26 protein-coding genes are annotated in these 22006 nt (G+C 47.9%); 9 read left to right on the plus strand and 17 right to left on the minus strand.

Annotation, left to right across the window (positions count from 1 at the left end; all coding sequences use genetic code 11):
• Positions 1–13: 13 nt before the first annotated feature.
• The 4 genes from miaA to D082_RS15555 form a co-directional block, all read right to left on the minus strand.
• Entirely contained in the window at positions 14–925 is a 912-nt protein-coding gene (gene miaA, locus D082_RS15540; RefSeq protein ID WP_028946342.1) for a tRNA (adenosine(37)-N6)-dimethylallyltransferase MiaA, read from the minus strand.
• 7 nt (positions 926–932) lie between these two features.
• A complete protein-coding gene (locus D082_RS15545) occupies positions 933–2048 on the minus strand; it encodes a Gfo/Idh/MocA family protein (protein ID WP_028946341.1) in 1116 nt (371 codons plus the stop codon).
• A 59-nt stretch (positions 2049–2107) separates the two neighbouring features.
• Positions 2108–3019, minus strand: a complete 912-nt coding sequence (cruF, locus tag D082_RS15550) for a gamma-carotene 1'-hydroxylase CruF (protein ID WP_028946340.1) — start codon at positions 3017–3019, stop codon at positions 2108–2110.
• A 99-nt stretch (positions 3020–3118) separates the two neighbouring features.
• Positions 3119–4021, minus strand: coding sequence for a cytochrome c oxidase subunit II (locus D082_RS15555; protein ID WP_028946339.1), 903 nt, complete (start codon positions 4019–4021; stop codon positions 3119–3121).
• 80 nt (positions 4022–4101) lie between these two features.
• Here D082_RS15555 and D082_RS15560 point away from each other — a divergent pair, with 80 nt between their 5' ends.
• Together D082_RS15560 and hpnI are read left to right on the plus strand one after the other, a co-directional pair.
• Positions 4102–4869 (plus strand): pantothenate kinase, encoded by a 768-nt coding sequence (locus D082_RS15560; RefSeq protein ID WP_038531132.1) that lies wholly within the window; start codon positions 4102–4104, stop codon positions 4867–4869.
• Positions 4870–4915: 46 nt separating this feature from the next.
• The gene (gene hpnI / locus D082_RS15565; RefSeq protein ID WP_028946337.1) at positions 4916–6082 is read left to right on the plus strand and encodes a bacteriohopanetetrol glucosamine biosynthesis glycosyltransferase HpnI; all 1167 of its coding nucleotides are present in this window, start codon (positions 4916–4918) and stop codon (positions 6080–6082) included.
• A gap of 516 nt (positions 6083–6598) precedes the next feature.
• On the opposite strand, the gene pntB is transcribed toward hpnI, so the two are convergent.
• Genes pntB through pntA form a run of 4 tightly spaced genes read right to left on the minus strand, consistent with a single transcriptional unit; the run spans position 6599 to position 10482 of the window.
• Entirely contained in the window at positions 6599–8041 is a 1443-nt protein-coding gene (gene pntB, locus D082_RS15570) for a Re/Si-specific NAD(P)(+) transhydrogenase subunit beta (RefSeq protein WP_028946336.1), read from the minus strand.
• 31 nt (positions 8042–8072) lie between these two features.
• Positions 8073–8297 carry a type II toxin-antitoxin system HicB family antitoxin gene (locus D082_RS15575; RefSeq protein ID WP_028946335.1) on the minus strand — a complete coding sequence of 75 codons (225 nt, stop codon included), beginning with the start codon at positions 8295–8297 and terminating at the stop codon, positions 8073–8075.
• Between the two features lie 16 nt (positions 8298–8313).
• Positions 8314–8853 carry a hypothetical protein gene (locus tag D082_RS15580; RefSeq protein ID WP_028946334.1) on the minus strand — a complete coding sequence of 180 codons (540 nt, stop codon included), beginning with the start codon at positions 8851–8853 and terminating at the stop codon, positions 8314–8316.
• A 36-nt stretch (positions 8854–8889) separates the two neighbouring features.
• On the minus strand, positions 8890–10482 hold the full coding sequence (gene pntA, locus D082_RS15585) for a Re/Si-specific NAD(P)(+) transhydrogenase subunit alpha (protein ID WP_028946333.1): 1593 nt from the start codon (positions 10480–10482) through the stop codon (positions 8890–8892).
• A 200-nt stretch (positions 10483–10682) separates the two neighbouring features.
• On the opposite strand from pntA, the gene menB reads away from it, so the two are divergent.
• The gene (gene menB / locus D082_RS15590) at positions 10683–11510 is read left to right on the plus strand and encodes a 1,4-dihydroxy-2-naphthoyl-CoA synthase (RefSeq protein ID WP_028946332.1); all 828 of its coding nucleotides are present in this window, start codon (positions 10683–10685) and stop codon (positions 11508–11510) included.
• 84 nt (positions 11511–11594) lie between these two features.
• On the opposite strand, the gene D082_RS15595 is transcribed toward menB, so the two are convergent.
• The 4 genes from D082_RS15595 to D082_RS15610 all read right to left on the minus strand — a co-directional run bounded on the left by D082_RS15595 (position 11595) and on the right by D082_RS15610 (position 13756).
• Positions 11595–11858 carry a hypothetical protein gene (locus tag D082_RS15595; protein WP_028946331.1) on the minus strand — a complete coding sequence of 88 codons (264 nt, stop codon included), beginning with the start codon at positions 11856–11858 and terminating at the stop codon, positions 11595–11597.
• Between the two features lie 377 nt (positions 11859–12235).
• A complete protein-coding gene (gene gshB / locus D082_RS15600) occupies positions 12236–13198 on the minus strand; it encodes a glutathione synthase (protein ID WP_028946330.1) in 963 nt (320 codons plus the stop codon).
• Between the two features lie 89 nt (positions 13199–13287).
• Positions 13288–13551 (minus strand): glutaredoxin 3, encoded by a 264-nt coding sequence (gene grxC, locus D082_RS15605; protein WP_028946329.1) that lies wholly within the window; start codon positions 13549–13551, stop codon positions 13288–13290.
• Entirely contained in the window at positions 13529–13756 is a 228-nt protein-coding gene (locus tag D082_RS15610) for a hypothetical protein (RefSeq protein ID WP_038531139.1), read from the minus strand. Before D082_RS15610 ends, grxC begins: the two co-directional genes overlap by 23 nt.
• Before the next feature lie 94 nt (positions 13757–13850).
• Between D082_RS15610 and D082_RS15615 the strand changes: the two genes are divergently transcribed.
• From D082_RS15615 to D082_RS15625, 3 genes are all read left to right on the plus strand, one after another.
• Complete coding sequence (locus tag D082_RS15615; protein ID WP_238546758.1) at positions 13851–14792, plus strand: alpha/beta fold hydrolase; 942 nt, start codon at positions 13851–13853, stop codon at positions 14790–14792.
• Between the two features lie 494 nt (positions 14793–15286).
• A complete protein-coding gene (locus D082_RS15620) occupies positions 15287–15553 on the plus strand; it encodes a hypothetical protein (RefSeq protein WP_028946327.1) in 267 nt (88 codons plus the stop codon).
• Entirely contained in the window at positions 15550–15897 is a 348-nt protein-coding gene (locus tag D082_RS15625) for a type II toxin-antitoxin system PemK/MazF family toxin (RefSeq protein ID WP_010872158.1), read from the plus strand. The genes D082_RS15620 and D082_RS15625 overlap by 4 nt, the downstream gene beginning before the upstream one ends.
• Positions 15898–15955: 58 nt before the next feature.
• On the opposite strand, the gene D082_RS15630 is transcribed toward D082_RS15625, so the two are convergent.
• The gene (locus D082_RS15630; RefSeq protein WP_028946326.1) at positions 15956–17311 is read right to left on the minus strand and encodes a cytosine deaminase; all 1356 of its coding nucleotides are present in this window, start codon (positions 17309–17311) and stop codon (positions 15956–15958) included.
• Positions 17312–17463: 152 nt separating this feature from the next.
• Between D082_RS15630 and D082_RS15635 the strand changes: the two genes are divergently transcribed.
• From D082_RS15635 to D082_RS15645, 3 genes are all read left to right on the plus strand, one after another.
• Entirely contained in the window at positions 17464–17892 is a 429-nt protein-coding gene (locus D082_RS15635) for a GtrA family protein (RefSeq protein WP_028946325.1), read from the plus strand.
• A gap of 38 nt (positions 17893–17930) precedes the next feature.
• Entirely contained in the window at positions 17931–19379 is a 1449-nt protein-coding gene (locus tag D082_RS15640; RefSeq protein WP_038531147.1) for a hypothetical protein, read from the plus strand.
• Positions 19380–19608: 229 nt separating this feature from the next.
• Complete coding sequence (locus tag D082_RS15645) at positions 19609–19785, plus strand: (2Fe-2S)-binding protein (protein WP_028946323.1); 177 nt, start codon at positions 19609–19611, stop codon at positions 19783–19785.
• Between the two features lie 60 nt (positions 19786–19845).
• Here the strand turns inward: D082_RS15645 and D082_RS15650 are convergent, their stop codons facing one another.
• The 4 genes from D082_RS15650 to D082_RS15665 are packed head-to-tail and all read right to left on the minus strand — an operon-like array spanning position 19846 to position 21912.
• Complete coding sequence (locus D082_RS15650; RefSeq protein WP_028946322.1) at positions 19846–20388, minus strand: DUF192 domain-containing protein; 543 nt, start codon at positions 20386–20388, stop codon at positions 19846–19848.
• A 33-nt stretch (positions 20389–20421) separates the two neighbouring features.
• Positions 20422–21303 carry an alpha/beta fold hydrolase gene (locus D082_RS15655; RefSeq protein WP_028946321.1) on the minus strand — a complete coding sequence of 294 codons (882 nt, stop codon included), beginning with the start codon at positions 21301–21303 and terminating at the stop codon, positions 20422–20424.
• 45 nt (positions 21304–21348) lie between these two features.
• The gene (locus D082_RS15660; protein WP_028946320.1) at positions 21349–21693 is read right to left on the minus strand and encodes a histidine triad nucleotide-binding protein; all 345 of its coding nucleotides are present in this window, start codon (positions 21691–21693) and stop codon (positions 21349–21351) included.
• Positions 21694–21744: 51 nt separating this feature from the next.
• Positions 21745–21912 carry a PCP reductase family protein gene (locus tag D082_RS15665; protein ID WP_028946319.1) on the minus strand — a complete coding sequence of 56 codons (168 nt, stop codon included), beginning with the start codon at positions 21910–21912 and terminating at the stop codon, positions 21745–21747.
• Positions 21913–22006: the final 94 nt, after the last annotated feature.

A 22006-nucleotide genomic window follows, 5' to 3' on the forward strand; every position in this document is an offset into this window, starting at 1 on the left:
TCCCCGGCAATACTTAAAACATTCCTCTGTTTGTGTCGACTTGTATTAATTTCGTCACCGAGTCTAATAGGTTTTCCTGGTCAGCATCAAACCAATGGATTGCCGGATCCTTACGGAACCAAGTACGCTGACGCTTGGCAAATTGCCTGGTGTGGATAATGATGGACTCCGTCGCTTGGGGCAAGGATATTTGGCCCTGGAGATGTTGTCTAATTTCAGCGTAACCAAGGGTGTGGAGCAGGGGCAGGTCTTCCCCATATTGTTCTATTAAACGTTCGACTTCTTCTACTAAACCGGCCTCAACCATAGCGTGGGTACGGCGGACAATTCTCCGCTGGAGTTGATCCGGTTCCAGACCTAAACCGATTTGTACAATGGGATAACTGGGGGGATCTTCCCCTTGTAGGCTGGAAATGGGTTGCCCAGTGGCGTAGAAAACCTCCAAAGCCCGCAGGGTCCGCACCACATCGGCTGGTTCGATTTTACTTTGGGCAATGGGGTCAACTTGACTTAAAAGTTGATAACAAAAAGTTTGCCCCAAATTGGTCAACTGTGTCCTTAAATCAACTTGGGGGGGAACGGCAGGAATTTTTAACCCCTTGACGATCGCCTGAATGTATAAACCAGTGCCTCCTACCAGAAGAATCGGACTGTTCAATTGGGCAATTAACCCTTGGGCTTGCCGTTGATATTCGGCCAGGGTAAAGTTTTCTGTTGGCTCACAAATGTCGATCAGATAATGGGGCACCGTTTGGCGATCGCCAAGGCTGGGTTTAGCGGTGCCAATATCTAATTCTTTGTAAATTTGCCTGGAATCGGCCCCCAAAATAACTGCGTTTAACCTCTGGGCTAGGTCAAGGGCTAGTTGGGATTTCCCACTGGCGGTGGTGCCACAAATGACAATCAGGGGCGGAACTTTGGCCATGGATACACTACGGGGCCAAGAGGCGATCAAGATCCGGCACCGTTAGCCATTGCTTTTCTTGATGGGCTTGCTTGGTCAAGTCCATTAACAGTTGGGAATAAACTCCGTGGCGCAAAGATGCTGTGGGTATTCTTTTTCGATTAATACTTTGTACCCACTCATCCACTACCCGCACAACGGGAGCAAGGCGGCCATCGGCAAAAACTTTGGGGAAATCCAAACGAGTCGGCACCGTCAACTCCTGCATGGGTTGCCCCGCAGGATGGTGGAAAAGTCTAAAACCATGGACGTAATCTTTAAGATTGTCACTGCCCAGCACCAAACTCCCCTTTTCACCGTAAATCTCCAACCAATGGCCCCGGCCACCATGGGCCACAGAGGTGATATTCACTTGACAGGGAACGTTATTGTCCAAGGTTAAACTGATTAGGGCCGTATCTTCCGCCGTCACTGGCTTCAAACGATTATTGTCTAGGGGGTCGGGCCGCTCGGCGATCGCCACACTCAAATTAGCGGCCACACTCCTAGCCGGGCCAAAGAACCAATGGAGATAATCGAAAGTGTGGGAGGCCAAAGAACCAAGGGCACCGCCACCTTTTTCCTGTTGGGCGTACCAATTCCAAGCCCGGTCAGCGCTGGCTCGACTACCCACCAACCAATCCACTTTCACTAGCCTCAGTGATCCCACCATGCCCTGGGCCAAAAGTTCTGACACATACTGCCAAGCGGGCACAAAACGAAACTCAAAGTCCGGCATCACCGTCACGCCCCGTTGCTGGGCGAGATGATATAACTCAATGGTTTCCCCCACCTGCAGAGTCATGGGTTTTTCCAACAACACATGCTTGCCCGCCAAAATTGCTTGCCTAGCCATCTCAAAGTGAAGAAAGGGCGGACTGGCCACGGTTACAGCTTTAATATCTCCATTAGCAAGTAACTCAGACAAATTATCGTAGCTATGGGGTAAACCGTGGGATTTAGCCACCCCCCTAGCCTTAGCCAAATCCCGATGGTAAATGGCGATCGCCTCGGTTTGGGCATGGTATTGCAGGGCGGGTAAATGGACCGCCTGGCCGAAACCGGTGCCCAGGATAGCCACAGGTAAAATGGAGGAATTAGACATAGGCATGGTCAGCAGAAAGGAGAAAATGGCCGGGGGGCCACCTCTTTCCACTGTACCAACTACTTGGCAGCAGCCAAGTCCGATTTGTCCTGTTCAATCACGGATTTTAAGCGGGAAACGGCGGTGGAACGGGAATTTTCCCCAGCCCGACGGTAGAAATACAAGGCCGGCGCTACCCCCAACAGCAATCCTAAGAAAATGGGGGGATAAATATTGGCCCCAATGCTCATCACCGTGGCAAAGCCGAAGTTGCCCAAGTACATGGCCAAGGGTAAACCGTAGTCAGTTTCAGGGATTTCAACTTTTTTCAGTCGCCAAATCAGGGTGGCAATAGTCATAAATACCGCCCCGGTACAAAACCAACCGGCAAAATTTTGGTAAGGCATGCCGAAAAATCCACCGGGCACGTCCCACACCCAAAAGGGCATAGTGGTTTGGCTCATGGCGGGGTCTAACACGAAATCCCAGGACATTAGCAAAGTTGCCCCCACGGCGATCGCCGTCAATTCTTGGGCAATGCGGGGCAGATTGCTGTGGCGTAGGCCCGCCCGCACAAGGAGGTAAGAACAGAATCCTAGATAAAACCAAGAGAGGGGGATGGTAAAGGGCACTAACCCAGCGATTTTGTAACCCAAACCGGATAGATAGCGGTAATAACCAAAGGGAAAACCAGTGCTGGTGCCCAACAGCTCAGCGGAAACGGAAATGCCCAGGGCAGGAATTAGAAATCCCAGGGTCGGGAAAAGACCAAGAGTACGGAAAGCGTACACCGCCACAGCGGCAAAACCGAGGATCATATAAGCCACTCCACCGCCGGCCATGGACCATTGAAAAGCTACTTGGCCAATGGGAGGTAAATGGGCAATGAATTCCGGGTGGGGCAACACCAACAATAACCCCGCCAAGCCAAAAGCCATGGAGCCTATATGACCAATTAGCAAAAGCCGCTCAATCCGCATTAGTTTTTCCATTCAGTCCCTACCGCTAAGATTACATTCAAATTCTAAGTCATTATAGTTTACAAATCTTTACCACCAGCGATGCATCAATTGACAGCAAGTCACTGGGATCTATTGACGGGTTCTGGGCGCTACGGTGGGCCAGCCGCTGTTCAGAGGTGTTGCTGGGTTTTTTTTAAATTCATCCAGAGCCGGATTGGGTAGGTCTTTGGGCGCAATGGATTTTTGGCTTTCCAACCAGGCTTGATAGTCCGGCAAAGACTGCACCACCACAGGGGCCGTCATCACGGCAAAATAGGTGCCGCTAAATTGGGAATCGTGGAGTTTATATTCCCCTAAGCGATTGGGGGTGAAGCTAAATTCAATTTCTCGGTTGGGCACAATGTCCTGTTTAATGCGGAAATTGGGCACGTAGAAACCGTGGAGCACATCTTTGGAAGTCATATTCAGCGTTACCCGGCGATCGAGGGGTAAATGGAGCTCATGGCTAGTTACCCCCGCATTAGCATAGGTAAACGTCCACAGCCATTGTTTGACCTCCACGCCAATTCTTTCCGGATTGATATTGCTGGCTTGGGCCATGGTCAATTCTCCAGGGGCATCGGCGGCGATCGCCTTTTCCCCGAGTAATGGAGGCACTTCCACCACCGGCAAAGGGCCCAACACGTTCATCCGTTGGTAAATGACATAGCTATACCACGCAATCCAAGCCACCAGAATAATTGGTACCACTGTCCAAAAAATTTCTAGACGGGCATTGCCCCGGATCGGCGCTCCCTGGGGATTCTGAACACTGAACCGATGGAAAATGATGGAATAGGCCAAGGCTCCCGCTACTCCGAAAAAGACCACACTACCGAGGCTGACCAAAAAACTAAATAAATCCCCCACGGGCTGAGCTTCCTGGGCCGCGGGGATTGGTAACCATTGGTAAGCCCGTTGTCCTAACCAAGAACTAATGCCCAGGGTAAAACCAACGTAAACTACCAACAAGATTAGATTTTTGCGGCTCATAATTTAATTGCTTTGGGTAGCTGTGGTCTAATGGGAAAGCTAAATTAGCTTGGTCTGCCGGGGGCAGGCAATTGATCGCTGTGGAAAACCAGATACAGGGTTTTGATTTAGCCCTAAACAATCACAAACAAAAACTTTGGTTGGCCCTAATGATAGGCAACTCCCGCTTGCACTGGGCATATTGTAGCGGTAATACCCCCTTGCAAACCTGGGCAACGAATTATAGTCCGGCATTAGAACAATTCCCCGTTCCGTTGGAAAAAGTGCCCCTAGTTTTGGCATCGGTGGTACCTGAACAAACCCAAGCATGGCACAAATACCAGCCAAGGATTTTAACTCTGGCAGATCTGCCTTTGAAGAACCTTTACCCAAGCTTTGGCATTGACCGGGCTCTGGCAGCGTTGGGAGCAGGGCTGACCTACGACTTTCCCTGTGTGGTAATCGATGGGGGTACAGCTTTGACCATCACTGGTTTTGACCAAGACAAAAAACTGGTGGGGGGCGCCATCCTACCCGGACTGGGGCTACAGTTACAAACCCTTGGCGATCGCCTGGCGGTCCTGCCACATTTAACCCCATCTTCAACTTTGCCTGACCTTTGGGCCAGGGACACCCTCGGGGCAATGTTGAGCGGCGTCACCTACTCAATTTTGGGGGCATTACAAACCTATTTGTGGAATTGGCAAAAGCTTTTTCCTGGCTCGGCCATGGTATTTACCGGAGGAGATGGAAATATACTATATGCCTTTTTAAAAAAGCATTCTCCTGAGCTATTGGTGAACAATAATGACGATTTGATCTTTTTGGGGATGGCGGCCATACAACACGGCGATCGCGCCATCTGCTAGGGTTAGGGGTCGGCATTGTTGCAAATTTATCGGAGATTAGGCGCGGGTGAATGTTGGCCACTGGTGGGAAATGTTGTCCTGGTTATGTTTACTACCCATAGCCGGGGGCATTGTTTATAACCTGCTGACGGTGGTTACTACCAAGCTCTTTCTGGCAAGGTCCCTACCTAGGCAGGATTTCCAACCTGGGGTATCAGTACTGAAACCAGTGCGGGGTTGGGAAAAAAACCTAGAAGCTAATTTACGCACCATTGCCCAGCAGAATTATCCAGCCTACGAAATAATCTACTGTGTGCAAGATCCACAGGATCCGGCGTTGGCCATAGTCAAAAAAATTCAGGCAGAGTTCGGCCCAGAAAAAATTATTGTGGCACTGGATCAGATCGAACAGGGTGCCAATGGTAAGATTAACAATCTCTTAGGGGGATTGAAACGGGCCAAATATGAGATTTTGGTGATCAGCGACAGTGACACCCATCTACGCCCCGATTACTTGGCAACCATAGTCAGTCCCTTGGCGGATCCCCAGGTAGGTTGCGTCACCACCCCGTTTAAGTTGACCCAGGCCCAAACATGGTACGAGGGTTTGGAATTGCTAACCATTAATGCCGACTTCATGCCCAGCGTTCTGTTTGCAGAAGTAACGGGCGCATCTAAGGCCTGTTTAGGCCCTTCCATTGCCATTAGGCGATCGACCCTAAACCAATTGGGAGGTTTGGCCACCTTGGCAGACTATTTGGTGGAAGACTTTGAACTGGGCAGGAGGGTTTGGAATAGCGGCTTAAAAATGGTGTTGTTTCCCTATGTGATTGAGGCCGTGGTGGATTTAGGGCAATGGCAAAGTTGGTGGAATCATCAGATTTATTGGGATCAAAATACCTATCTAGCCCGGCCTGCCCCATTTTTGGCCACTATCATCATCCGTGCAGTGCCCTTTGCCCTTTTATTCAGCCTTTGTCATTGGTCTGAACCTTGGGTTTGGTTGATTCTGTTCATAACCCTAGTTATCCGTTATGGAACGGCGGCCATGGTTGCCCAGGAACTAGAGGATAGGGAAACCCTCCGCTATTTACCGTTATTGCCCCTGAGGGACTGCTGTGGTCTAATTTTTTGGGCTTTGTCCTTTTCCCAAAGACAAGTATTGTGGCGGGGAGTACCCTATCGCCTGACCAAGGGAGGGAAAATGGTGAGGACTTTATCCGATCCCCCTTGACTTAAAATTGGTATAGTCATCTCAAATAATTTTGAGACTGGCTGAGTCTTTATTGACAAGCTTTTCGGTGAATTTGACTGCCTCAGTCTTACTAGAGACGACTACTAAGTTGAGGATGTCCGCCCATTACGGAGTGAAAATCTTGAGTAACATTGTCCCAAGAGCTGCCCCGGAGCACTTTGCTCCTAACTACTAGAAGAATTATTCCATGTTCCCTGCCTGCCCTTGGGGAAAAACTGCTTAATGCTTAATATAGTCAATTCAAATAAGATTGAGATGACTAAAGTCTTTACCAAAGACGCTTTTAGCTTTAGTCGGTGTCTTACTTTCAATTAAATCAACTATAACGTAGTGGGGACGGGACAGTTTATCCAGATCCACGGCCAAAAAGCCAAAAAGACTTTACCAAATTCCCTGACCAATCAGCTTCAAAGCTTAGTAACGCTCCCTACTGAAAAATAGGGGAAATTGTCCACTTCCCCCATTCGAGACTCAATAGTCTTTTCAGAGGTAATCCTAGACGGAAACTAAAACTTTATCGGCGCTGGTGGCCTCTTCTTTGGCCCGCAGTTGGGTCAAAATGGCATCAACATTTTTCTTCGCGTCGCCGAAGAGCATTTGGGTATTTTCCTTGTAAAACAGAGGATTCTCCACCCCGGCATAACCAGAAGCCATGCTCCGTTTCATCACCACCACCTGTTTGGCCTTCCACACTTCCAACACCGGCATTCCGGCGATCGCACTGGTGGGATCTTCCAATGCACTGGGATTCACCGTGTCATTGGCTCCAATGACCAGCACCACGTCGGTTTCAGGGAAATCTTCGTTAATTTCGTCCATTTCCAGCACCACGTCGTAGGGCACATTGGCTTCGGCTAGTAAAACATTCATGTGACCGGGGAGACGGCCGGCAACGGGGTGAATGCCAAACCTTACCGTAATACCCTTTTCCTTGAGCAACTTGGTAATTTCCGCTACGGGATGTTGGGCTTGGGCCACTGCCATGCCATAACCAGGGGTAATAATCACACTTTGGGCATCGAGCAATTCTTCCGCCACTTCTTCTGCGCTGGTTTTAGTGACCGTACCGGTTACCGCCTGGGCTGGCCCTTGGGAAGCCGCACTAGAACCTTCCCCAAAACCACCGAGAATAACGCTGATAAAGGAACGGTTCATGGCTTTACACATGATGTAGCTCAAAATTGCGCCGCTACTGCCCACCAATGCCCCGGTGATAATTAGCAAATCATTGGAGAGCATAAAGCCCGCCGCCGCTGCCGCCCAACCGGAATAGCTGTTCAACATGGAAATTACCACGGGCATATCCGCTCCCCCGATCGCCGCTACAAGATGGAGTCCCAGCACCCCAGCAATGGCGGTCATAATCAACAGGGGAGTGAGACCGGCGGGATTGTCCAGTTGCATAAACTGCACCCCAAAAACCACCGTGGCCACCAACAGGGAAATGTTCAAAAAGTGCCGGGCCGGGAGCATCAGGGGTTTGCTACTAATAATGGCCCGCAATTTACCAAAGGCAATGATGGAACCGGTGAAAGTTACCGCCCCGATAAATACGCCGATATAGATTTCAATTTGGTGAATAAAGGCTTCCGAACCCGTTAAACCATTTTCCGGAGCCAGATAGTTGGCAATACCTACTAAAACAGCGGCTAAACCGACAAAACTATGCAAAATGGCCACCAATTCTGGCATGGAAGTCATGGCTACCCTAGAGGCTAACAGGGAACCAATCACCACCGCAGGTAAAATTGCCCCCAGCAAAGTCGTGTAACCGCTAAAATTTCCCCCTAAAGCAGTGGCTAAAAAGGCGATCGCCATCCCAGCAATGCCATAGAGATTACCCCGGCGGGCACTTTCTTGGTTTGCCAATCCCCCCAGGCTGAGGATAAAGAGTACGCTAGCGGCAATGTAAGCCACTGTTTGCAAGCTGTTAGACATTAGAGTTGAGTTAATGGGTTGGGATAAAAAACTAAGATTTTGCAGAAATTGTTTCGATAATAGGAATGGGATCTCCGTGCTTACGGTAGCTTTTTTTGACTCCTTGCCAAGCAGTTTCTAATTCAGTGATGGCCCCTTGGGGAGAATCAGCAAAAGCAGGAACACTGGGCATTTCTGTTAAACGGGCTAACCAATCCCCATCTTCATCTTGAAAAAGATCGATTGTGTAACCATCAAAAACATTGCTAACAGTCATAAATAAAATTCAAAAATCATCGAGCCATGGAGTAAGCCACTGAAAGGTGAAATCCAAGTTTATGTTTAGTTAATTTGTAGTGTTTGATTAACCGTCTATCCTTAGGAAATAAAGCTAACTTATCCTCAATTAATTCTTCAATAAGCTCTTTGATTTCTTCAGTTGACTCTATGCTTTCTTGGTCAAGGGGATCAGTGATTCCTGCAAGAAAACTATCCATAATCCTTCCGCGCTCACCTTCGGGCAAGACAGCGCAATTCCAAGCCACTACAGCTAATTCCAGCAGAAAATTTCTGTCTTCATAATCATCATCGTCATCAGTATAGGGCTCGATAAATTTCTCTAATACTTGAGACATTTTTCCTATGCCCTTTGGCTTATCTATGAAGACAAGATCCTTATTTTTCTCATCGTTTATAAGATTTTCTTTAAATTGTTGATAGGCGTCTAACTCTTCCTTTTTAATAGCAGAATGAGTATTAGACGACTTAGTACGTTTTTGCGCTTGAGTTTCTTCGTAGAACAGTTGTTGAAATTCTTTGGATTTTCTTGCCACTTTTCTAACCTCCACTAAATTGAAAAAGAAATTAAATTATTTACGGAACATCTTCAACATCCTTTGGGTAACTAAAAATCCCCCAGCAATATTGATCGTTCCCACCAAAATGGCGATCGCCCCCAGGATGGTAGTAGGACTATTTAACGGCCCGGAAATCTGCAACATACCACCGATGATAATGATGCCACTGATGGCGTTGGTCACACTCATTAAAGGTGTATGGAGAGCCGGGGCCACATTCCAAATTAACTGCCAACCCACTACGCAGGCCAGGACAAAAACTGTGAAATGGGACAGAAAAGAAGTCGGTGCCCCCACCCCAATGCCCACCAAGGCGATCGCCGCTAGGGTTAGCCAAAGGAAATTACTAGGGCCGGATTTTTGGGTGGATTTTGCTTCACTTTCCACCACCGTTACCGCTGGTTTAGTCGGTTGAACTGGGCTGGGGGGATTAACTTTCGGGGGTGGCCAGGTGACTTTGCCCTCGTGGGACACCAATGCTCCCCGGATCACTTCATCTTCGAGATCCACTTTGAAATCTTCTGCGCCCCCCATATCCTTGAGCAAATGCCAGAGGTTGGTGCCATACAATTGACTGGATTGGCTGGCCATGCGACTGGGTAAATCGGTGTAGCCAATGATGGTGACTCCTTCGTACTCATACACCTCTCCGGGCTTGGTGACTTCACAGTTGCCCCCCTGCTCCGCTGCTAAATCCACCACCACGGAACCGGCCCGCATGGATTTCACCATGGGTTCAGTGATTAATTTGGGGGCTGGACGACCGGGAATCAACGCTGTGGTGATAATGATGTCCACCTCCTTAGCCTGGGCAGCAAACAGGGCCATTTCCGCCGCAATGAATTCTTCACTCATCACTTTGGCGTAACCCCCCTGCCCTGTACCATCCTCCTTAAAGTCCAGCAGGAGAAATTCCCCCCCCAAACTTTCCACCTGTTCTTTGACCACAGGCCTGGTATCAAAGGCCCGCACGATCGCCCCTAAACTTTTGGCTGCTCCGATCGCCGCTAACCCTGCTACCCCGGCCCCAATGACCAACACTTTGGCTGGAGGAACTTTCCCCGCTGCGGTAATCTGTCCGGTGAAAAACCGACCAAAACGATTGGCCGCTTCAATTACCGCCCGGTAACCGGCAATGTTGGCCATGGAACTAAGAGCATCTAACTTTTGGGCCCGACTGATGCGGGGCACCGCATCCATAGCCAGCACAGTGATATTTTTCGCCGCTAATTTTTCTAATAACTCAGGATTTTGGGCCGGCCAGATAAAACTAATTAGGGTTTTGTCCGCCGGTAACTCCTCCACTTCTGCCGGGGAAGGAGGCCGTACTTTGAGGATAATATCCGCTTGCTCAAATAATGTTTGGCGACTATCGACGATCTCACAACCCAGGGATTCATAAAGGCGATCGGCAAAATCAGCTTTTGCTCCCGCTTCTGTTTCCAACAACAAATCAAAACCCAACTTTTGTAGCTTTTGGGCCGTATCGGGGGTCATGGCCACCCGGCATTCCTGGTCAAAGGACTCCCTGGGCACACCAATCTTTTTCGGTGTCGTCGGCTTCATCTCAGGGGCAACAGCGGTTTCAGGGGCAGCAATGGTCATGGAAAAAAATCAAAGTAAACACGGAGGTCTTGATCTGCATAGTAAGGCGATCGCCAAAGTTTGGGGCCAATCCTTTGCATTGCTTTATATTTGTTTACTCATAAATCAGCCTTAACCATTGGTTATTGATAGAACGAGAATTGGGTCAAACCTTTACCCTGTCCCCGTAAGATGGGTAAGGATTGCTTAGGAGGGAACCCATGGATTGGCAAGTTGCGAAACATTACGACGACATTCTCTACTACAAAGCGGAGGGTATTGCCAAAATTGTCATCAATCGTCCCCACAAACGCAACGCTTTCCGTCCCCAAACAGTGTTTGAACTCTATGATGCTTTTTCCAATGCCCGGGAAGATGGCCGCATTGGCGTTATCCTACTGACCGGAGCCGGCCCCCACAGTGATGGTAAATATGCTTTTTGTTCCGGTGGAGATCAGTCTGTCCGGGGGGAAGGGGGCTATATCGACGACCAGGGCACTCCCCGACTAAACGTCTTGGATCTTCAGCGCTTAATCCGCTCCATGCCCAAAGTGGTTATTGCCCTAGTGGCTGGCTATGCCATTGGTGGGGGCCACGTTTTGCATCTAGTTTGTGATTTAACCATTGCGGCGGATAACGCCATTTTTGGGCAAACTGGGCCGAAAGTAGGTAGTTTTGACGGCGGCTTTGGCTCTAGTTACTTAGCCCGCATTGTGGGGCAAAAAAAAGCCAGGGAAATTTGGTATCTCTGCCGGCAATACTCTGCCCAGGAAGCGGAACGCATGGGCATGGTAAACACCGTTGTTCCCGTCGATCGCCTGGAGGAAGAAGGCATCCAATGGGCCAAGGAAATCCTGAGCAAAAGCCCCCTGGCCATCCGTTGTCTCAAAGCCGCTTTCAATGCCGACTGTGACGGCCAAGCAGGGCTACAGGAACTAGCCGGCAACGCCACCCTGCTCTATTACATGACTGAAGAAGGAAGTGAAGGGAAACAAGCCTTCTTGGAAAAACGAGCCCCGGATTTTAGTCAATATCCCTGGCTACCCTAACCCGGAGGATGAATAGTGCGTACCATCGAATTACCCATTGCCAACTCCCATTGAAACCCAAAATTAAACCAAGACCGAGTTTGCCTAAGCCGCTTCCAGCGTAGATAGACTTTCCACCGATTGTGGCACCGGATTATCCTTAGCAGTGAGGGCATAGGCATGTTCCAAATGCACCACATCTTCGAGATTTTCCCAGGAACCGGCAAAGGGCCTTGCTGCCAAGGCACAGGCTTTCCACTGCCCCTGTACTGGCACATTCAGTTGATTGCAAATGCCGCCTCGCCTACCTTCGGCTTGGTAGTAGCGGCAATAGCGGCAGGAGGAGGTGATAAAGTTAGCGGTTTTCATGGGGAGGCGTTGGGAAATTAGGCAATTGTTAAAATTTTTGAAAAATATCGGCCGTAGTTTTCCAGAAACTTCGTCTGGACATTTATATTGTCCCCCATTCAACCCAAGGGGAAAATCCGGCTCAAACTGTTACTCCGCCTACCTTTGTACGACCAATTTTTGTAAATTCTCTTTAGGTTGTCTTAATATTCGTTTTACAAATCGATACGTTCGCCGTAGCAGAGGATCTTAGCTGGTAACAAAATCTTTAAATAATGGAACAGTAAGGGATGAAAAACGATGGGGATCAAGAAAAAACAAGGCTAAAATAAGTTTCCAGTTCAATAAAGATCTTTTTTCTTATAAACTTATCGTGACTAAACTATCTTGATCCCAGGTTAAAATTGCTTTTCTAACCAATAAATTACCCTTTCCCCTAGTCGGACTCCCTCAAGGCGGTCTATCTCTCGGATGCCCGTGGGACTGGTGACATTTACTTCGGTTAAGTACCCACCGATAACATCAATACCAACAAAATATAAACCATCAGCTTGCAATTTTGGTTTTAGTAAGGCGCAAATTTCCTCTTCCCTGGGGGTAATGGTGGTAGCGGCCACTCGCCCTCCCACAGCCATGTTGCCGCGGAATTCGGCACCGGTGGGAATACGATTGACGGCCCCGATGGGGTCTCCGTCCAGCAGAATAATTCGCTTATCACCTTCCTTTGCTTCCGGCAAAAAACGTTGCACCATTACCGGCTCTTTGCCCTGTTGGGTACTAATTTCCACCAGGGAATTGAAGTTACGATCGCCAGGATCAAGAAATAAAATCCCCTCTCCGGCTTTACCTCCTAATGGTTTCAACACCGCCGCTTCCTGTTCTTCCAAAAATTGACGAATTAAACCCTTGTCCAAACTAACCACCGTGGGGGGCATCACCGCCGCAAATTGCAGGGTATACATCTTTTCATTGGCTTCCCGTAGCCCTTGGGGGGAGTTAACCACTAGGGTTGCCGTTGGGACCAACAATTCCAAGATAAAAGTGGCGTAAAGATATTGTACTGTTACCGGCGGATCCTTACGCATAAATACCACTTGGCATTCGGTCAAGGCCATCCATTTAGTCTCCGCCACTTCGTACCAAGGTTGGGAGACCTGCCAGTGGCCATCCACAAGGGTGACCGGTTGAAACTGCACCGGCGCTAATTTGGCCCAAGCTTGGCCATTAATAACGGCCAAATCTCCTACTAAGGTCACAAAAACTTCGTGGCCCAACTTCTGGGCCGCTTCCATTATGGCAACGGTCGAGTCATGGCCTGGATCAAGTTTATCCAGAGGATCGATGATAAAAGCCAGTTTCACGGCGGAAATATCCTTAGAGTCGGGTTGGGGCGTAAACGTTGCAAAACAGGAGACTGAATTAAGTGCAGATCCGTAGCAGTCTATAAGATCTATTGAAGTAAAGCATCTAGCTTACCAGCACTTTCCAAAGCATAAATATCGTCACAGCCACCGATATGTTGGCCATTAATAAAGATTTGCGGCATACTCTTCCTGCCATTCGCCCTCTCCGCCATTGCCACCCTTGCGTCATCATCGCCGTCAATGCAATATTCCTGGAACTCTATCCCCTTGCGTTTCAACAGCGCTAGGGCTCTGTTGCAAAAAGGGCACGTACTCCATGTATAAATTTCAACCTTTGCCGGGACAGCCATGGAAGTTTTTAATGTAAAGATTTGTATAGCTTTGATTATAGCCGACCCCGATCGCCGTTAGGGGGGTGGTCATACCCAGATTTTCCGTCGGAGCAGGCACCATTTCTCCTCGAAAGTCGAGAACTTGTACTAGAACTAGATAGGCCACCGCTAAGATAATCGAAATAGCCCCGGTGATAATGGCTACGATTTTGCCTGAATCCATAGTTAGATCCACTCCAATTTTCCTTGGGGAGATAATTTTCGACTGATCCTACCATGGGCTTCCTGATGACTTGGGCATAAATTTGCTCGCTACAATGATTTCCCATGTCCACCGATCGCCACCTTTGACTGGCAGTGTTTTTTCCATGACTTCATCTGTAGCTTTGCCCCTACCCGCCTTCACAGAAGCAACTTCCCTTGAATGTTGGCGACAAATGCAACACATTTCCCTCTCCATCCCTTTGGCCGATCACCCCAATCCTGTCACCGTGGCCACTAACTATGTAGACCAAGGACAAGGGGAGCCGATGCTTTTTCTCCATGGTTTTGACAGTTCGGTGCTGGAGTTTCGGCGCTTACTCCCTCTGTTGCATCAGGATTTCCGGGCGATCGCTGTTGACTTATTAGGATTCGGCTTTACTGCTAGATCCACAACATTGCCGCCTACCCCAGCCAACATCAAAATTCACTTAGACCATTTTTGGCAAACAGTTATCCAAGAACCTATTACCTTAGTGGGAGTCTCCATGGGGGGGGCCGTAGCCCTAGATTTTTGCCTTAGCTTCCCCGAAAAGGTGAAAAAGTTGGTCTTGATAGATAGTGCTGGTCTCACCAGTCAACCCTTTGCCAGTCGTTTAATGTTTTCTCCAGTGGACCGGTGGCTAACCAAATTTTTGGCCAACGCCAAAGTAAGACAAAGTATTGGTCAAGCGGCCTATTATGACCGGAGCTTAGCCAACGAAGATGCCCGCCGGTGTGCCGCCGCCCATTTAATTTGTCCGGGTTGGAGCGAAGGACTGATTGCTTTTACTAAAAGTGGTGGTTATGGTTCCTTTGCTGAAAAGTTGGGGCAGATTACTTTGCCTAGTTTAGTTATTTGGGGTAAACAGGACAAAATTTTGGGTGTTAGAGCCGCTGAGCAATTCCAAAGTCTTTTGCCCCAGAGTCAATTAATCTGGCTTGATGCCTGTGGCCATGTGCCCCATCTAGAACAGCCCCAACCCACCGCCGTTGCCCTTAGACAATTTTGCCTATGACCATCAAGGACAAAAATCCCCTGCTTTATATCTAAAATTGATAAGTAATAACTGCGTCCACCCGGGGAGATTTCCTTTAGGAAATAATGGGAAAAGAGTATTATCGTTTACTTTATTTCCTTCCATGCGCTGGTTCAAAGCCTGGAACAAAAATCATTTAGAAGTGAAGTTGGGGAACAGTTCTCATCTTAAAGTAATGAATTCTACTAGTACATACTTTAGCTTGTTGTCCTGGGCAAAGGGCTTATCTAATAAAGGTTTTGTAAAAATTGACAATACATGGTCTGACTGATTATGGTCGTCAGAGTTAAAAACAGTTATAAAGATGGCTATCCCCGCGAATTGTTTACTTTTCTGCTAATATGTCTTCTATTCAACCAAAGGCTATTTTCTCTTCAGTATCTATTTTGCACTGGTTCATCATTGCCTAAGATAACGTTGAAAATTACAAACTCTTTTGGTTGTCAAGGGTCCACATTTCACACTGCTACATAATGTCTATCAATGCTTACAAACTAGCTACGACATTGACAGAAGATGGCACGCTCCTGCTCCAGGATTTGCCGTGTCCAGCTGGTACTTCCGTAGAAGTCATTGTGTTGGTCGCTCCCAAGGGAATGGTTCTTCCCCAAGCCGAAAGAGCCCAGGGCCCTGCCCCAGGGAAAGTTGGGGACTCTGGGGCTGACTATATGGCCGCCACCGTCGACACTATGACCGAATGGAATTCTGAAGCTGATAATTCTGCATACCGACACCTATGAACACAATTTACGAACAATTTGACGTTGTCATTGTCCCAGTTCCCTTCACGGATAGGCAATCTGATATTCGTCGCCCCGCTTTAATTTTGTCCGATGCTCCTGCTTTTAATAACCGAATTGGCCACAGCGTTATGGCTATGATCACTTCGGCAAAAAATGCTCCCTGGCCCCTAGACACCCCCATTGAAGACACCCGCTCGGCCGGCTTGTTTACACCTTCGGTGGTAAGGATGAAGCTGTTCACTCTAGAACATAAGTATATCCTTGACTGCGTTGGTTCCTTATCAAAGCAAGACCGATTGATGGTTAAAAGTGCCTTTCCCCACGTTTTCAAACTTGGTTAGTCAAGCGGCTAGCCGCCAATATCGCCAATATTATTGATATCTGCCGGACTGAACTGCCTCAAGCTCCCATCAAATCATCTAACTCTTGGTAGTGGGGTGGTTTTTTGTGGGTGGGCTTTCCCCTGCGTATCACTAGGCGATCGCCTTGGGAACGGGAAAAAAGTTCGTTAAAGTAGCGGGCGGAGAAGATGACTAAATCTGCTGGGGCATCTACCCTTAATATTCCATTGTTTGCTAATCCCATCAACCGAGCTGGGGTCAGGTTAACAGTGGTACACCATTGGCCGTAGGGGGGATCTAGTTGGCCAATGCGTACTGATTGGTTCAATACCTCCAGGCCGTCGTGGTCTCCGAAGGGAAAAAATGGATCCCGACAATTGTCACTGGCGAACACCAGGGGAATTCCCTGGGACTGGATGGCGTGGACTTTGGTTATGCCTCGCCAGGCTGGTTTTTGGGGCTGATGACGCCCCTGGAGATAGAGGTTACACAGGGGGAGGCTGACAATGGCAATATTTGCCTGTTTAACCAATTCCAGGGTATCTTCCACTTGTTGGGGGGTCTGCACATCTAAACTACAACAGTGGCCACAGACAATTTGACCAGTAAAACCGATCTCTAGGGCGGTGGCGGCTGCTTGATGTAAAACTTGGGAGTGGCGATCGCCATTTTCATCCACATGCAAGTCAATGTCTAAATTTCTTGCTTGGGCTAGGCTCATTAAACGGGTTAACTGAGTCTTCACTTGGGGGCCAGCGTAGGCCACGCCCCCCAAAATACCGCCCTCATGGGCCATCTGGTCTGCTAACTTTTCCCCTGCGGAGCCTAGATAATAATCTGTGGTGACCATGGCTACCCCTTGCAGAATCAGGCGATTGGCCCAAGCTTGTCGCAGTTGTTGAAAACTTTTCCAAGCAATCTGACTTTGCTGACCTCCCATTTCTATGTGGGTACGCACCGCCGCGGTGCCATGGGCATAGCTACATTGGAGAGCAAATTCCATCCTTCGGTAAATGTCTTCTGAGCTATGGTGCAGTTCAGCATCCCTTTCCGTAATGGCAATGGCCTCAGCAAAGGTTCCATCAATATTTGGCGATCGCCCCCATATATGGCCCTTATCCAAATGGGTATGCATATCGACAAAACAAGGCAAAATCATTCTTCGGTTTAGATTTACCCTGGGGATATTTTGGCGATCAATCCCTTCGTCTAGGTTTTTCCCCGCTTCAACAGCAACAATACTTTTGATTCTGCCGTCAGCAATCTCCAAATGGTAGAGTGCTAAATCTTCCCATGGCGTTGTCCCCTGAAATTTCTGTGGAGAAGGAAGCTTTGTTTGAACTAAATTGGGGGGAATATGGGCATTTTCAAGCCAATAATGACCATCATTCGGCAAAACTAGGGGAGAAGACATAAAAACGATAATTTAGGTTTGCCACTGTACTATTGGAGGCCGGTGTTCCCAATATTCCCAGGGGTTTATCTCCCTTGGCGATCGGATACCAATTTTCCTAGAACATTGGCCAGTATAATAGCCGGATTATCTGCTCTTTATCCATATCCACCATGATTACTAGGGAAACCTTGCCCGTTTATCTACAACGCTTTTGGCAAAACGCCATGGTGCGCTGGTGGATCATTGGCATTATTGCTATGGTCTTGAACGTCGTCCTCTTGGATTGGTTCAAAGTTTCCCTCGGTATGACCCTAACCTGGGCTTCCGTCCTCTCCGCCGAAGTCATTACCATCATCCGTTACGGGGCGATCGACTTATGGGTCTTTCGTAATCCCACTCTTTCTTGGCAACGCTGTTGGGAATACCATGTGGCGAACTTTAGTGGCTTTTTCCTTTGGAGTTTAATCATTGTCATTTTAGGCAATAAGCTAGGCTGGGACCATAAAATAGCAGCCGTTGTGGCCACAATGATTACTGTCTTTTGGAGTATGGCCACTAACTTTCTTTGGGTTTGGCGCAAACCGAAAAAGAAAATCTAAGTTCCTGGCCATTGGTGTGATGCGGAGGATAGACCAAGATGGGCAAAATTTTTCACTTTGTTAATGACGAAAAAAATCTTAAATATTGTTTTTTCCTGGCCATAGTAATTACCCTGGCTATTTTTTTGCTTAAATTCTCTGTCACTGGCTTTGGGGTTTATGGTGATGGTTTGGGCTACTACACTCCTCTAAGGTCCCTATTATTTGACGGTGATCTGAGAGTGGATAATGAATATAGTTATTATGCTGAAACCGCAGAGCAATTTAACAGCAGTCCCCGGGTATTTGGTCCTATTCCAGAATACAGTAAATATACTCTAGGTTTAGGCATTGTCCTACTACCTTTTTTTGCCTTAGGTCATCTAGCTGCTCTAGTCTTACATCAATTTAATAGTGCCATTCCTATTAATGGTATGTCCTGGCCCTATGAGTTGTTTTATTGCCTTGGTAGTGTCGGTTTAGGCATTACCAGTTTAGCCCTAAGTTATCGTTTTGCTCGGCGTTATTTTTCCCACATAAGTTGCTTACTGGCCGTAGGCGGAATTTGGTTTGCCTCACCTTTGAGTTATTACCTATTCCTAGAAGTATCCATGTCCCATGCGGTTTCGGCCTTTCTCATTGCCCTATTTCTCTACGGCATATTAACCAAACCCTGGTTGACCAAAGCCCATTGGCAGATTACCCTCGGTTTGGCGATCGCCTTTGCTGCTTGGGTGCGGCCCCAAGATGTTTTATTTTTTCTAGCCCCCATATTAGTGGCGGCCATGGGTTTTGAGACAAAATCACCAGGGAATAATGAACAAAACTCAGGGCCTATTTCAAGTGTTCATTGGAAAAAAGTTAGTAAAACTGTTGCCCAAAATCTTAGAAAAAGAGCATTTTGGCAACCCTTGTTGGTGATCGCCTCCGTCGTGGTCCTAATGCAAATTCCTCAGTTGTTAATTTATCTGTGGCAGTATGGTGGCATTGAACGCATTCCCTATTTAGAAGAAGGACAAGCCACAGGCCATGGGGGTAGTTTTAACTGGTTGCAACCGTCCCTCTGGCAAGTATTATTCTCGGGGCATCGGGGTTTATTCGTCTGGCACCCAATAACTTTACTGAGCATCGTTGGTTTAATCATTGGTTGGCAATTGTTACCCCGTTTAAACACTATTTTTTTAGTGACTTTCCTAGCTCAAGTTTATTTTATTGCCGCTTGGTGGTCTTGGTGGCAAGGGGCCAGCGTGGGGGGAAGAATGTTTAGTAATTGCACTTTTCTATTGGTTTTTGGCGTTGCTGGTTTTTGGCAAAAACTTTCTGGCTATCCCTGGCAAAAATGGGCTGTTTTGGTCACATTACTTTTCGCTTTTTGGAATTTATTAATTGTCTTGCAATACCAATCGGGTATGATTCCCCCCGAGGAAGCGGTGACATTAACAGAGCTATATCAAAATCAATTTAGGATCATTCCCTTTTTTGCTAATCGTCTTCTTAACAAGTTTTGATTGGTGTTGAGGATGATTCAGCAAAAGAGATAGTATATGGGTTTTATTAATTTTAAGTGCTATATAAAGTAGTTTCGTCGGCAAAAATAACTGGTGATTCTGTCTAGCCTTGGCACCTATGGCAAACTGGCTGTAAAAAAATTGTCTTTTCTTCCCCTTTACGACATAATGAAAATAATTTGCAATAGCCTTTATTAAATCTCCCATAGAAATTTACGGAAAAGCCCTTATGTATATCTGCGTTTGCCGGGGTATTAGCGATAAGCAAATTGAAGCGGCTGCCCAGCAAGGTATTACCTCCCTAGAAGAGTTGTCGGAGTCCATGGGGGTGGGAGCTGATTGTGGTGTCTGTCAGGGCCATGCCTGTCAGGTGCTAGAGGCGATCGCCAGGCAAAAAGTGACCTAATCCCCAAAAGGGAAACTGGATTAGGCAAAATAATTAGCAACAACACATAAGCCATTGGGACTACTCGGCGGGAATTTTCACCGACAAAGGCAGAAATTCCAACACTTGATCAATTTCCAAGCCCAACTCCTCTGCTCGCCCGGCCCCCAACTCTAACACCTGGTTCACCTCTTGGCTGATGGGGCCATAGTTTGGACAGGGATCCGCCTTACAGGGAGGCACATTGGCGATAACATATTTAATCTGCCCATCCCGAAGAAAAATCATATCCAGGGGAATGAGGGTGTTTTTCATCCAAAAGCGGGCAATTCTTGGCTCCGGAAAAACAAATAGCATACCCCGATCGCCACGGAGTTCAGTGCGGAACATTAAACCTTGGGCCTGTTCTAGGGGGGTTTTGGCCACTTCTAGCAAAATGGTTTCTGCACCAATGGTTACCTGGGCCGTTAACGGTAAGGTTTCTACCACCGGCGATCGGGAGTAACTGGGACTACACCCCACCGTCCCCATTGTCAGTCCGACACTAAAGCCAATGGTTAACAACGCCCGCAGAATAGATTGGACTTTTGCTTGACTTGTATTCGGAAAAGTCAATGGGGTCATGGCAAACGATGGGGATTCCCCCAGGAATAGGGATTAACCAATGGTAGCTAACCAATCCCGCATCAATTGGTTGACAGTGGACGGATCTTCATCATGGGGACAGTGGCCCGCTGGCAAAAAGTGTTCCGTCAGTTGGGGGTAATGTTGACGAAATTTGATACTTCTTTCTTTCACCCGCATCCAGGGATCCCCCTCCCCCCAAATGGCCAGCAGGGGAGCATTTAATTTAGCCAGTAGTTTATCCACCATTTCCCCCTGGGGAGATTTAAATACCGAAGCAAACACCTGGGCCGCCCCCGCATCACAGGAGGGACGATAAATTTCTTCCACCAGGCGATCGGTCACCGCTGTTTGGTCCACATAAACTTTTTTCAGGGTTTTGCGAATGGTGGGTTTGCGGCGTAAATATTGAAACAATAGATAACTGGGCAGAGGCTGGAGCATCAAACTTTGAATTATTTTTTGTACCAAATTAATACTACGCTCACTGATCTGATCCCCAAACGGCCCCGCACTGTTGAGCAAGACTACCCCGGCAATTTTTTCTCCACCGTTGGCCGCCGCACACAAAGAAGCGTAGCCCCCCAGGGAATTGCCCGCCAGCACAGTTTTTTCCCCAATCACTTGATCAATAAAATCTAGCAGTTGTTGTTGCCAAAGTTGACCGCTATATTCCAAGGCCGGCTTGGCTGATCGCCCGAAACCCAACAGATCAATGGCCCAGACCTGGAACTGGTCTTGGAGTCCTTCCATGTTTTTACGCCAATGGTCGGTGGAAGCACCAAAACCATGGACCAAGAGCAAAGAAGGCCGATCCGGCTGGGGTTTTCCGGCCCGGACATAGTAGATCTCATGCCCTTGCCAGTGCCAATAATTCCCTGTCGGTGCGGTGATCTGGGGCGAAACGGACTGCATCTTGTTAAGAATTGTTAAGTGGATTTATTTTCCCATCATAACCCTTCAACCCGGAGGCCAACTAAAAGGGCGATCGCCAAGGATATGGAGATGAAGATGGAACACCGTTTGCCCCACTTCCGCCCCGTTGTTGATGACCAAACGAAACCGATCGCCAATGCCTAAATCCGCCGCCACTTCTTTGGCTTTGAGCAAAAGATGGCCCAGTAGGGCATGGTCTTCCGGGGTTGCATCCGACAATTGGGGTAAAGGCTTTTTGGGAATTAAAAGCACATGGACTGGCGCTTGGGGATTAACGTCCTTAAAGGCTAAGCAAAGATCATCCTCATAGACGATCGCCGCTGGAATTTCCCGACGGATAATTTTACCGAAAATGGTATCTTCTGCCATGGTTGGAACCTAAATTGACGCTATTCAGATTAACCTGCCAGCGGGGCAAGGCTAATTGAACTTTTGTTTAGCTTGTTCGTAAACAGTTTCGGTTATCTCCGTTATGCCCGCTTCCCTGGCAAAATTTTCTATTTTCTTGCGGGCAGCAGGACGAACGAAAAAAGGAATTTCCTTTAAACGCTCTGTCGCTTCAGCAGTCCAAGTAATAGGGTCACTCATTGCAAAAATGGGTCTGGAATTTCGCCCTTAGGGATTAATTGACAAAGGCATTCTACCGCGACCGCAAAATACTTGCCAAAGCATAGGCTATGGA

It is taken from the genome of Synechocystis sp. PCC 6714 (genome assembly GCF_000478825.2).
In the GTDB taxonomy this organism is placed as follows: Bacteria; Cyanobacteriota; Cyanobacteriia; order Cyanobacteriales; family Microcystaceae; genus Synechocystis.